Annotated in this window: 3 protein-coding genes; 2 read left to right on the top strand and 1 reads right to left on the bottom strand. The window is 76.3% G+C overall.

Annotated features, from left to right (window positions below; genetic code table 11):
- Window positions 1-111: 111 nt before the first annotated feature.
- Both ACFVVA_RS16245 and ACFVVA_RS16240 read left to right on the top strand, forming a co-directional pair.
- Complete coding sequence (locus ACFVVA_RS16245; protein ID WP_387689962.1) at window positions 112-1,347, top strand: sensor histidine kinase; 1,236 nt, start codon at window positions 112-114, stop codon at window positions 1,345-1,347.
- Window positions 1,344-1,982 (top strand): response regulator, encoded by a 639-nt coding sequence (locus ACFVVA_RS16240; RefSeq protein ID WP_387689960.1) that lies wholly within the window; start codon window positions 1,344-1,346, stop codon window positions 1,980-1,982. The genes ACFVVA_RS16245 and ACFVVA_RS16240 overlap by 4 nt, the downstream gene beginning before the upstream one ends.
- 25 nt (window positions 1,983-2,007) lie before the next feature.
- Here ACFVVA_RS16240 and ACFVVA_RS16235 read toward each other — a convergent pair whose 3' ends face one another.
- Window positions 2,008-13,002, bottom strand: coding sequence for a type I polyketide synthase (locus tag ACFVVA_RS16235; protein WP_387689959.1), 10,995 nt, complete (start codon window positions 13,000-13,002; stop codon window positions 2,008-2,010).
- Window positions 13,003-13,014: the final 12 nt, after the last annotated feature.

The following is a 13,014-nucleotide window of genomic DNA, read 5'->3' as shown; positions in this document are numbered from 1 at the left end:
GCCCGGGACGGAGGATCGCGCCGGGAGTAGGCCTAGGCTGGAGGTCCGCGGTCACGGGCGGTCGCGGCGGGGCGGGAGCCGGGGAAGCAGCGGGGGCCGAGGAGCAGCACCATGAAGAGCGACGAACCGATCAACCTGCGCCGCTTCCTCACCCCGCTGCCCGTCGTGCTGCTGGGCGTGGCCACCGTGCTGTGCGTGGTGCAGCCGGAGGAGGGCGCGGCCACCGCGCGGGTCACGGTCTTCCCGCTGGTCGTGGTGACCGCCGCGTGGACGCTGGCGATGTACACCCTGCGGTCGCCGCAGTGGACGGGCCGCACCGGCCCGATGCTGACCTACGTGGCGGGCCAGCAGGTGCTGGCCGCACTGCTGATGACCCAGCACCCGATCTTCTTCGTCTTCGCCGTGGTCGGGTTCGTCCAGGCCTACGACCTGCTCCCGCCGCAGTGGGCCTTCGTCAGTGTCGGCGCCACCTCGCTGATCATCAACCTGATCCCCGGCGGGGTGCCGGACAGCTCCCGGCGGATCGCCATCGCGGCCGCCTCGGTCTGCCTCCAGACCTGCCTGATCGGCCTGTTCGGCAACCTGTCGCACCGCTTCAACGAGCGCAGCGAGGAACGCTGCCGGCTGGTCACGGAGTTGAAGACGGTGATCGGCGAGAACAACGGCCTGCACGCCCAGTTGCTGATCCAGGCCCGGGAGGCGGGCATCCAGGACGAACGCCAGCGGATGGCCCGGGAGATCCACGACACCATCGCCCAGGGGCTGGCCGGCATCATCACCCAGCTCCAGGCCGCCGACCGGGCCCGGCCGCAGTCCGAGCAGCGCGAGTGGCACCTCGAACAGGCCCGGGGGCTGGCCCGGGAGAGCCTCACGGCGGCCCGGCGTTCGGTGGCCGCGCTGCGGCCGGCGGAGCTGGAGGAGGCGCACCTGCCGAACGCGATCCGGGAGCTGGCCCAGCGCTGGTCGGCGCGTGCGGACGTGCCGGCCTCGGTGGAGGTCACCGGTGATCCGGTCCCGCTGCTGACGGAGATCGAGGTCGCCCTGTTCCGTGCCGCCCAGGAGACCCTGGCGAACATCGCGAAGCACGCCGCTGCCAGTAAGGTCAGACTGACCATTTCCTACCTGGAGGACACGGTCATGCTGGACGTTCACGACGACGGGGTCGGCTTCACCGTGACCGACCTCGACGGGCCGCCGCCCGCCGACGGCGACAGCGGTTACGGGCTGGACGGCCTGCGCCGACGGCTCGACCGGGTGCTCGGGACACTGACCGTGGAGAGCGCTCCGGGCTCGGGCACCGCGGTGAACGCGAGCGTGCCGGCGATCCGCCGGGGCGGCACCGCATGAGCGAACAGTCCGCCCCCGTACGGCTGCTGATCGTCGACGACCACCCGATCGTCCGGGACGGCCTGCGCGGCGCGTTCGCCAACAGCCCGGAGTTCGAGGTCGTCGGCGAGGCCGGCAACGGCGCCGAGGCGCTCGACCGGGTCGCCGAGCTGAAGCCCGACCTGGTGCTGATGGACCTGCGCATGCCGGTGATGGACGGTGTCACCGCGATCCACCGGCTCGGCGAGAGCGCGCCCGGGGTGCGGGTGCTGGTGCTGACCACCTTCGACACCGACAACGACGTGCTGCCCGCGATCGAGGCCGGCGCCACCGGCTATCTGCTGAAGGACGCGCCCACCGAGGAGCTGCTGCGCGCGGCCCGGGTCGCGGCCCGGGGCGACGCGATGCTCTCCCCCGCCATCACCAAACGGCTGATGGACCGGGTGCGCCGGCCCAGCCTCGGTGTGCTGAGCGCCCGTGAGCTGGAGGTGATGCGGCTGGTCGCCCACGGCTCCTCCAACAAGGAGGTCGCCGGCAAGCTGTTCATCACCGAGGCCAGTGTCAAGACGCACCTGCTGCGGATCTACGACAAGCTCGGGGTCCGCGACCGGGCGGGCGCGGTCGGCGAGGCGTTCCGGCGCGGTCTGGTGACCTGACCCGGAACGCCCCGCCGGCCCGCCGTCAGCTCCCCAGTTCGTCGTCGATCAGGGCGAAGATGTCCTCGGCCGTCGCGGACTCCAGGTCGCTGTCGTCGTGCTCCGGCTGCGGCCCGTCGGCGTCCCGCAGCCGGTCGAGCAGCTGCTCCAGCCTGGCGCGGGCCCCGGCCCGTTCCGCCCCGGCCAGCGCGACCAGGTCGGCCTCCATTCCGGCCAGCCGGCCGAGCAGGTCCTCCACCGGGTCGGCCTGCGGCAGCAGGCTCTCCCGCAGGTGGCGGGCGAGCGCGGCCGGGGTCGGGTGGTCGAAGACCAGGGTGGGGGGCAGCCGCAGGCCGGTGGCGGTGTTCAGCCGGTTGCGCAGCTCGACCGAGGTCAGCGAGTCGAACCCGAGGTCCTTGAACGGCCGGTCGGCCGCGACGGCGTCCGTCGAGCCGTGTCCGAGGACCACCGCGGCGTTCCCGGTGACCAGGTCCAGCAGGGCCGCGTCGCGCTGGGCGTCGGCCATCACGGCCAGCCGCTCGGCCAGCGCCGGGCCGTCCGGGCGCCGGTTGTCGGCGGCCCGGCGGACCGGCTGGCCGACCAGCGCCCGCAGCAGCGCGGGCACCGGGTGGGCGGCGGCGCGCAGCACGCCCAGGTCGATGTCCACCGGCACCAGGTGGGAGCGGCCCGTGGTGCGCGCCCGGTCGAACAGGGCGAGCGCCCGGGCGGTGGACAGCGGCGCGCTGAGGCTGCCGGCCCGGGCCTGGTCGACCTTCCCGAGGTGGCCGGTGAGCCCGCTGGCCTGCTCCCACAGGCCCCAAGCCAGCGACTGGCCGGCCTGGCCGGAGGCCGTCCGCCGGGCGGCCAGCGCGTCCAGGAAGGCGTTCGCGGCCGCGTAGTTGGCCTGCCCGCCGGAGCCGAAGGTGCCCGACACCGAGGAGTACAGCACGAACATCGACAGGTCGAGGTGCGCCGTCAGCTCGTGCAGGTTGAGCGCCGCGTCCACCTTCGGGCGCAGTACCCGGGAGAGGCGCTCCGGCGTCAGGGTGCCGAACACCCCGTCGTCCAGCACGCCGGCGGCGTGCACCACGCCCGTCAGCGGACGGGCGAGGCCGTCGAGCACCCGGGCCAGGGCGGTGCGGTCGGCCGCGTCGCAGGCGACGACCTCCGCCCGGGCGCCCGCCTCACCCAGCTCGGCGAGGAGTTCCCGCACGTCCGGGCCGTCCGCGCCCCGGCGGCTCAGCAGGGTCAGGTGGCGCACGCCGTGCACGGCCGCCAGGTGCCGGGCCAGCAGTCCGCCCAGCGTCCCGGTGCCGCCAGTGATCAGCACCGTGCCCTCGGGGTCCGGCTCCACCGGCAGCGTCAGCACGTTCTTGCCGACGTGCCGGGCCTGGCTGACGTGCCGGAAGGCGCCGACCGCGTCCCGGACGTCCCAGGCGGTGATCGGCAGCATCCGCAGCGCACCGGCCTCGAACAGCTCGATCACCTCGTGCAGGATGCCGCCCATCCGGGCCGGTCCGGCGTCGCCGAGGTCGAAGGCCCGGTACCGGAGGCCGGCCGGCTGCCGGACGTCGGTCTTGCCCATCTCCAGGAAGCGCCCGCCCTCGGCGAGCAGCCGCAGCGAGGCGTCGGTGAACTCCCCGGCCAGCGAGTTCAGCACCAGGTCGACCCCGCGCCCGCCGGTCGCGGTGCGGAACCGCTCCTCGAAGGCGAGGTCGCGGGAGGAGGCGATGTGCGCCTCGTCCAGCCCCAGTTCCCGCAGCGTGCGCCACTTGCCCGGACTGGCGGTGCCGAACACCTCCAGGCCGAAGTGGCGGGCGAGTTGGACGGCCGCCATGCCGACGCCGCCGGCCGCGGCGTGCACCAGCACCGATTCGCCCCGCTGCGCGTCGGCCAGGTCGCGCAGCCCGTAGTAGGCGGTGGCGAACACCAGCGGTACGGAGGCGGCCTGGGCGAAGGACCAGCCCTGCGGGACGCGGGCCAGCAGCCGCCGGTCGGTGACGGCCCGGACGGCCGCGCCACCGGCGAAGAAGCCGAAGACCCGCTCGCCCGGGGCGAGGTCGGTCACCCCTGCGCCGACCTCCAGCACGACGCCGGAGGCCTCGGAGCCCATCGCGGCCGTCCGGTCCGGGTACATGCCCAGACCGATCAGCACGTCCCGGAAGTTGACGCCCGCCGAGCGCACCGCGACCCGGACCTCGTCCGCGCCCAGCGGCGCGTCGGCGTCGGGCGCGGGGACCAGCGCCACGTCCTCCAGTCCGGCGCCCCGCCCCGCGAGGCCGAGCCGCCAGGCGCCCGCGGGCTCCGGCGGGGTCAGCCGGGCGACGGTGGCTTCCCGGACCAGTCGCGGCACCCTGATGTCGCCGCCGCGGACCGCGAGTTGGGGCTCCTCGCCGCCCACCAGCGCGGGCCAGCCGGCCCACGGGTCGGCCGCGCCGCCCTGCGGTTCGACGTCCACCAGCACGATCCGGTCGGGGTTCTCGGTCTGCGCGGAGCGGACCAGTCCCCACACGGCGGCGCCGGCCGGGTCGGCCTCGCCACCGGTGCCGGACCCGGCCGGGGTCGCCCCGCGGGTGAGCACCACCAGCCGGGAGTCGGCGAACCGCTCCTCGGCCAGCCAGGCCCGTACCTCGCCGAGCACCCGGGCGGTCGCCCCGTGCACGGCCTCGGCCCCGAGCGCACCGGCGGCGGCGTCGACACCGGCGGCACCGGCGGAGACGGCAGAGACGGCAGAGACGGCCAGGACGGTCACCGACGGTACGGCCGCGCCCTGTTCCAGGGAGGCGACCAGGGCCGCCAGGTCGGTGTGGCGGCGGGCCGGTCCGCCCTCGGGGGCCGTCTCGCCGACCGCGGCCCACGCGGTCAGGTCCGGCTCGGCCGCACCGGCCGCCGGGGGCACCGGCCGCCAGTCCACCGCGAACAGCGCGTCCGGTCTGGCATCGGCGGTGGCGCCGAGCGCCTCCGGGGACACCTCGCGCATCACCAGCGAACGCACGGTGGCCACCGGGCTTCCGGCGCCGTCGGCCAGCCGCAGCGCGACGCCCTCGGCGGTCCGGGTGATCCGCGCCCGCAGCACCGAGGCGCCCACCGCGTCCACCCGCACGCCGGTCCAGGCGAACGGCAGGGCGGTGCCCTCGACCTCGCTCCCGCCGGCGAAGCCGACGGCGTGCAGCGCCGCGTCCAGCAGCGCCGGGTGCAGGGCGAAGCCGGCGGCCTCGTCCGCCGCCTCCTCGGGCAGCGCGACCTCGGCGTAGACCGCGTCCTCGGCCCGCCAGACGGCGCGCAGGCCGCGGAAGGCCGGCCCGTAGCCGTAGCCGCTGTCGGCCAGGGTGTCGTAGAAGCCGTCCAGCGGCACCGGCTCGGCGGCCGGCGGCGGCCAGGCCGCCAGTTCGAAGGCCTCGGCCGGTGCGGCCTCGGTCAGCAGGCCGGTGGCGTGGCAGGTCCAGGGCGTCCGGTCACCGGTGTCGGGCCGGGCGTGGATCTCCAGCCGGCAGTCGCCGCCGTCGTCGGGCGCGGTCACCCGGACCTGGACCTGGGCCTCGCCCCGTTCGGGGAGGGCGAGCGGGGACCGCACCACCAGTTCGTCCAGCACCGTACGGCCGACCTGCTCGCCGGCCCGCAGCGCGAGTTCGACCAGCGCGGTGCCGGGCACCACGGTCCGGCCCAGCACCGCGTGGTCGGCCAGCCACGGGTGGCTCGCCGTGGACAGCCGTCCGGTCAGCACCGCGCCGCCGTCCCCGGCCAGGGCCAGGACGGCGCCCAGCAGCGGGTGCCCGGCGGGCAGTTGCCCGAGCGCCGCGACGTCGCCGGCGCCGGCGACCGGCCGGGGCCAGTAGCGCTCGCGCTGGAAGGCGTAGGTGGGCAGTTCCGCGTGCGGACCGGCCGGCAGGGCCGCCGCCCAGTCGACCTGGGCACCGGCCGTCCAGAGCCGGCCGAGGCCGTGCCAGAGCGTGTCCACCTGGTCCCGCCCGGCCCGCTGGAGCGGGGCGAGCACGGCGTCGGGGAGGGTCTGCTGGGTCAGCCCGCAGAGCACGCCGTCGGGGCCCAGCTCCAGGAGGCGGGTCACGCCGTGCTCGCCGAGGTGGGCGACGCCGTCGGCGAAGCGGACGGCCTCGCGGACCTGGCGCAGCCAGTAGTCGGGGGTGGTGAGCAGCCCGGGTTCGGCGAGCGTCCCGCTGACGTTGGACAACAGCGGAATGCGCGGCTCGGCGAAGGTCAACTCCGCCAGGACGCCCGAGAATTCGGCGAGCATCGGCTCCATCAGCGCCGAGTGGAAGGCGTGCGAGACGGTCAGCCGGCGGATCCGGCGGCCCTCGGCCTTCCACCGCCCGGCCAGCTCCTCCACCGCCTCGACCGGCCCGGAGACCACCAGCGAGGTCGGGCCGTTGACGGCCGCGACGTCCAGCCGCTCGCCGATCGCCTCGCGGACCTCGGCCTCGGTGGCCTCGACCGCCAGCATCGCGCCGCCCTCGGGCAGCGCCTCCATCAACCGCCCGCGCGCCGCCACCAGGGCGCACGCGTCCGGCAGCGAGAACACCCCGGCGACGTGAGCGGCCGCCACCTCGCCGATCGAGTGCCCGAGCAGGAAGTCGGGCGTCACGCCCCAGGATTCGAGCAACCGGAACGAGGCCACCTCGACCGCGAACAGCCCGGCCTGCGCCCACACCGTACGGTCCAGGTTCTCGACGCCCTCGAACACCACGTCCTTCACCGGCCGGTCCAGCAGCAGGTCCAGCTCCGCGCAGACCGCGTCGAAGGCGTCCGCGAAGGCGGGGAAGGCCTCGTACAGCTCCCGGCCCATCCCGACCCGCTGCGCACCCTGACCGGTGAACAGGAACGCCGTCCGCCCCTCGGCGACCGTACCGGTGACCGCGCCCGCGCCGGGCTCGCCGGCGGCCAGCGCCGCCAGCTCCCGGTCCTGCTCGGCCCGGTCCGCGCCGACCACCACCGCGCGGTGCGCCAGCGCCGTCCGGCCGGACAGGGCCCGGGCCACCTCGGCCGGTCCGTCCTCCGGGCGGTCCGTCAGGTGCTCGGCCAGCCGGGCGGCCTGGGCCCGCAGCGCCGCCGGGGTCTGCCCGGACAGCGGCCACGGCAGCGGACCGTGCGGCCGACGCCCGGCGGGCTCGGCCGGGGCGGGCTCGCCCTGTTCGATGATGACGTGGACGTTGGTGCCGCTCATGCCGAACGAGGAGACGCCGGTGCGGCGCGGCCGTCCGGCCCGCGGCCACGGCCGGGCCTCGGTCAGCAGTTCGACCGCCCCGGTGGACCAGTCGACGTGCGGGGTGGGCCCGTCCACGTGCAGGGTCGCCGGAAGCGTGCCGTACCGCATCGCCATGACCATCTTGATGATCCCGGCGATGCCGGCGGCGGCCTGGGTGTGGCCGATGTTGGACTTGATCGAGCCCAGCCAGAGCGGCTCCCCGTCCCGGCCCTGCCCGTAGGTGGCCAGCAGGGCCTTCGCCTCGATCGGGTCCCCGAGGCGGGTGCCGGTGCCGTGTGCCTCCACGGCGTCCACCTCGGCGGCCGACAGCCCGGCGTTGGCCAGCGCCTGCCGGATCACCCGCTCCTGCGAGGGACCGTTCGGGGCCGTCAGACCGTTCGAGGCGCCGTCCTGGTTGACCGCGCTCCCGCGCACGATGCCGAGCACCCGGTGCCCGTTGCGCCGGGCGTCGGACAGCCGCTCCAGCAGCAGGATGCCGACGCCCTCGCCCCAGCCGGTGCCGTCGGCCGCGGCGGCGAAGGCCTTGCACCGGCCGTCGGCGGCCAGGCCCAGCTGGCGGCTGAACTCCACGAAGGCCGACGGGGTCGCCATCACCGTGGCGCCGCCCGCGAGGGCCATGGTGCACTCGCCGCGGCGCAGCGCCTCGGCCGCCGAGTGCAGGGCGACCAGGGAGGAGGAGCAGGCGGTGTCCACCGTCATGGCCGGGCCCTCCAGCCCGAACACGTACGAGATCCGGCCGGAGAGCACGGCGGCCGCGGTGCCGGTGCCCCGGTGCCCCTCGCTGTCGGAGGGGCCGGAGAGCAGCGCCGCGTAGTCCTGGCCGTTGGTGCCGATGAACACGCCGGTGCGGCTGCCGCGCAGCGAGCGCGCGTCCACCCCGGCCCGTTCGAACGCCTCCCAGACGGTCTCCAGCAGCAGCCGCTGCTGGGGGTCCATGGCCAGCGCCTCGCGCGGGGAGATGGCGAACAGCGCCGGGTCGAAGTCGGCGACGCCGGACAGGAATCCGCCGGCCCAGGTGGCGTCCGCGCCCGCCTCGCCGGAGGGCGCGCCGAGCGGCGGCCAGCCGCGGTCGCCGGGCAGCCCGGAGACCGCGTCCACCCGGTCGGCGACCAGCCGCCAGAGCTGTTCGGGGTTCTCGACCCCGCCGGGGTAGCGGCAGCTCATCGCGACGATCGCGATCGGCTCCTCCACCGCGGTGGCCTCGGCCCGCACGGTCTCGGCCGCCGCCGCGGTGCCGAGCAGCTCGCCGCGCAGCTGGGCGGCCAGTTCGCGCGGCGTGGGGTGGTCGAAGACCAGGGTGGCGGAGAGCCGCAGCCCGGTCTCGGCCGCCAGGGCGTTGCGCAGTTCGAGCGCGGTGAGCGAGTCGAAGCCGAGGCCCTTGAACGGGACCTCCGGCGGGACGTCGCCCGCCTCGCGGTGGCCGAGCACGGCCGCCGCCAGCCGCCGGACCAGGTCGAGCAGGGTCCGTTCCTGCTCGGCGGGCGGCAGCGCGGCGAGCTTCCCGGCCAGCGGGGAGGCGCCCTCGGCCGGCTCGGCGGCCGGGGCCTCCAGGGCCCGGAGCACCTCGGGCAGGTCCTCGATCAGCGGACGGCGGCGGCTGGCCGTGAACGCGGGGGCGAAGCGCTCCCAGCGGACGTCCGCCACCGCCACGCAGGCCTCGTCCCCGGCGACGGCCAGGTCGAGCGCCCGCACGGCGAGGGCCGGGTCCAGCAGGGCGAGCCCGCGGCGGCGCAGGAAGTCCTCCGACTCCCCCTGCACGGCCATGCCGGCCTCCGCCCAGGGGCCCCAGGCGACGGCCAGCGCGGCCCGGCCGGCCGCCCGGCGCTGTTCGACCAGCGCCTCCAGGTAGGCGTTGGCGGCGCCGTAGACGGCCTGGGCGCCGGAGCCCCAGGTGGCCGAGATCGAGGAGAAGACGACGAACAGCTCCAGGTCCAGCCCGGCGGTCAGCTCGTCCAGGTGCGCGGCGCCGTCGGCCTTCCCGCCGAGCACGGCGGTGATCTCCGCGGCGGCGGTGTCCATCAGCAAGGTCGCCTGGCCGACGCCGGCCGCGTGCACCACGCCGGTCAGCGGGAACTCGGCCGGGATCGCGTCGAGCACCGCCGCCAGCGCCGCCCGGTCGGCGGCGTCGCAGGCGGCAACGGTCACCCGGGCACCGAGCCCGGTCAGCTCGGCCACCAGCGCGTCCACGCCCTCGGCCGCCGAACCGCGCCGACTGGTCAGCACGAGACGGGGAACGCCCCGGCCGGCCAGCCAGCGCGCCACCTCCGCGCCCAGCGCCCCGGTGCCACCGGTCACCAGCACCGTGCCCGAGGGCGGCCCGAGCGGTTCGGCACCGTCCGGTCGGGCGGCCCGCACCAGACGGCGGACGTACGTGCCGGCGCCCCGGACGGCGACCTGGTCCTCGGTGCCGGTCAGGACGGCGGCCAGCCGGGCGGCCGTCCTGGCGTCCTCGGCGGGCGGCAGGTCGACCAGCCCGCCCCAGCGTTCCGGCAACTCCAGGGCGGCGGCCCGGCCGAGGCCCCAGAGCTGCGCCGCCACCGGGTCGGACGGACCGTCGGAGCGGCCCACCGACACCCCGCCCCGGGTGGCCAGCCAGAGCGGGGCGTCGATGCCCGCGTCGCCGAGCGCCTGGATCAGCGCGACGGCCGCCGGGACCGGCTCGGGGTGCCGGGCCGGGCAGGCGACCACGCCGGCCGGGGTGGCCGCGAGCTCGCGCAGCCGGGCGGCCAGGGAGGCCCGGGTGGCCCCGGGGCCGAACTCCAGCAGGACCACGTCGGCGCCGGCGGTGGCCAGCAGCCGCTGGGCGTCGCTGTCCCCCGGGGCCGCGACGACCAGCCAGGTGCCGGTGAGCGTGCCCGCGGCGGGCGCGTCGGCGAGCGGCTTCCAGCGGACCCGGTAGCGCCAGGAGTCGATGACGGCCTCGTCCCGGCGGCGGCGCCGGAAGGAGGACAGCGCGGGCAGCACGGCCCGCAGCTCCCCCTGGTCCGCGTCCACGCCGAGGGCGCCGGTCAGTTCGGACACGTCCTCGCGCTCGACGGCGGCCCAGAACCGGCCCTCGGCGGTGCCCTCCGCTCCCTCGGCCGCAGCAGCGGGAGAAGCAGCGGGACGGGCCCAGTAGGACTGGTGCTGGAAGGCGTAGGTGGGCAGCGCGACCCGCCCCTCGCCACGGCCCGCGAAGGCCGCCGGCCAGTCCACGGCGGCACCCGCCGTCCAGAGCGCGCCGACGGCGGCGTGGAAGGTGCGCACGCCGTCGTGGCCGGAGCCACGCAGCAGCGGCGCGAAGGCGCCCTCGACGCCGGCGTGCTGGGCCATCCCGCACAGCACGCCGTCGGGGCCGAGCTCGGCGAAGCGGGTGACGCCCCGTCGGCCCAGGGCGTCGACGCCGTCGGCGAAGCGGACCGCCTCGCGGACCTGCCGCAGCCAGTAGTCGGGGGTGGTGAGCAGGCCGGGCTCGGCGATCCCGCCGGTCAGGTTGGAGACGACCGGGATCCGCGGCTCGGTGAAGGTCAACTCCGCCAGCACAGCGGCGAATTCGGCGAGCATCGGCTCCATCAGGGCCGAGTGGAAGGCGTGCGAGACGGTCAGCCGACGGGTCTTGCGGCCCTGGGAAGCCCACTCGACCGCGAACTCCTCGACCACCTCGACGGGGCCGGAAACCACCACCGAGGTCGGGCCGTTGACGGCCGCCACGTCCAGCCGGTCGCCGATCTCCGAACGCACCTCGGCCTCGGTGGCCTGCACGGCGAGCATCGCCCCGCCGCTCGGCAGCGCGTCCATCAGCCGGCCCCGCGCCGCCACCAGCGCACAGGCGTCCGCCAGCGAGAACACCCCGGCGCAGTGTGCCGCCGCCACCTCACCGATCGAGTGCCCGAGCAGCACGTCCGGAACCACGCCCCAGGATTCGAGCAGCCGGAACGACGCCACCTCGGCCGCGAACAGCCCGGCCTGCGCCCACACCGTACGGTCCAGATCCTCGACGCCGTCGAGGACGACCTCGCGCACCGACCGTCCGAGCCTCGCGTCCAGCTCCGCGCAGACCGCGTCGAAGGCCCCGGCGAACACCGGGAACGCCTCGTACAGGCCCCGGCCCATGCCGACCCGCTGCGAGCCCTGACCGGTGAACAGGAACGCCGTGCGGCCCTCGGTCGCCACCCCGGTCAGCACGTCCTGGGCGGAACGCCCCTCGGCCAGCGCCGCCAGCCCCTCGCCGAGTCCTGCGGCCGAGTCCCCGAGGACCACCGCGCGGTGCTCCAGCGCCGCCCGGGTGACGGCCAGCGCGCGGCCCGCGGCCGCCGGGTCGGGCCCGGTCGCCGCGAACTCGGCCAGCCTCGCCGCCTGTCCGCGCAGCCCCTCCGGGCTCTTGGCGGACACCGGCCAGAGCACCGGGCCGCCGTTCTCCACCGGTTCCGGTGCGGGCACCGGTTCCGGTGCGGGCACCGGTTCCGGTGCGGGCAGCGGGTCGCCCTGCTCCAGGATGACGTGGGCGTTGGTACCGCTGATGCCGAAGGAGGAGACGCCCGCCCGGCGCGGGCGGTCCGCCTCGGGCCACGGCCGGGCCTCGGTCAGCAGTTCCACCGCGCCCGCCGACCAGTCCACATGCGGCGTCGGCTGCTCGGCGTGCAGGGTGGCGGGCAGCAGGCCGTGCCGCATCGCCTGCACCATCTTGATGATGCCCGCGACACCGGCCGCCGACTGGGTGTGGCCGATGTTGGACTTGATCGAACCCAGCCAGAGCGGCTCGTCGCCGCGGTCCCGGCCGTAGGTCGCCAGCAGCGCCTGCGCCTCGATCGGGTCGCCGAGCCGGGTGCCGGTGCCGTGCGCCTCCACCACGTCCACCTCGGACGGGGCGAGCCGCGCGGAGGCCAGCGCCTGCCGGATCACCCGGCGCTGCGAGGGGCCGTTCGGCGCGGTCATCCCGTTGGAGGCGCCGTCCTGGTTGACCGCGCTGCCGCGCACCACCGCCAGCACCTCGTGGCCGTTGCGGCGCGCGTCCGACAGCCGCTCCAGCAGCAGCAGTCCGACACCCTCGCCCCAGCCGGTGCCGTCCGCGCCGGCGCCGAAGGAGCGGCACCGCCCGTCCGAGGCCAGGCCCTGCTGGGCGCTGAAGGCGTGGAAGACCTCCGCGTTGGTCAGCACGGTCACCCCGCCGGCCAGCGCCAGCGTGCACTCGCCGGCGCGCAGCGCCTGGACGGCCAGGTGCAGCGCCACCAGCGAGGAGGAGCACGCGGTGTCCACGGTGACCGCCGGGCCCTCCAGACCGAACACGTACGCCACCCGGCCGGACAGGACGCTGGTCGCTCCGCCGGCCAGGACGTACCCCTGGTCGGCGTCGGCCGCACCGACGCCGTAGCCGGAGGAGGTCGCGCCGACGAACACCCCGGTCCGGGTGCCGCGCACGGTGTCCGGCGCGATCCCGGCCCGTTCGAAGGCCTCCCAGCCGCTCTCCAGCAGCAACCGCTGCTGGGGGTCCATGGCGAGGGCCTCGCGCGGGGAGATCCCGAAGAACGCGGCGTCGAAGCGCTCGGCGCCGTCCAGGAACCCGCCCTGGGCGGCGAGGTCGCTCGCCGCGGCGTCCGCGCCGAGCCCGTCCGCCCTCCAGCCGCGCTGCTCGGGGAAGGGCGCGATCGCGTCGCCGGCCCGTTCGACCAGCCGCCAGAGGTCGTCCGGCGAGGAGACGTCGCCGGGGTAGCGGCACGCCATCGACACGATCGCCACGGGTTCGCTGACCGCGGCGGTCAGTTCACGGTTTCGGGCGCGAAGCTTCTCCGTCTCCTTGAGGGAAGCTCGCAACGCTTCGACATAGTCCTGGGTAGAGGCCATCGCAAGCTCCGT

Source organism: Kitasatospora sp. NPDC058048 (assembly GCF_042885555.1).
GTDB lineage: Bacteria > Actinomycetota > Actinomycetes > Streptomycetales > Streptomycetaceae > Kitasatospora > Kitasatospora lactacystinica.
Note: the sequence above shows the minus strand (reverse complement) of the source record. Positions and strands in the feature narration are given on the sequence as shown.

Excerpts from the sequence above, each read along its gene's own strand:
- ACFVVA_RS16240 (WP_387689960.1), top strand. The coding sequence starts at position 1,344 with ATGAGCGAACAGTCCGCCCCCGTACGGCTGCTGATCGTCGACGACCAC.
- ACFVVA_RS16235 (WP_387689959.1), bottom strand. The coding sequence starts at position 13,002 with ATGGCCTCTACCCAGGACTATGTCGAAGCGTTGCGAGCTTCCCTCAAG.
- ACFVVA_RS16245 (WP_387689962.1), top strand. The coding sequence starts at position 112 with ATGAAGAGCGACGAACCGATCAACCTGCGCCGCTTCCTCACCCCGCTG.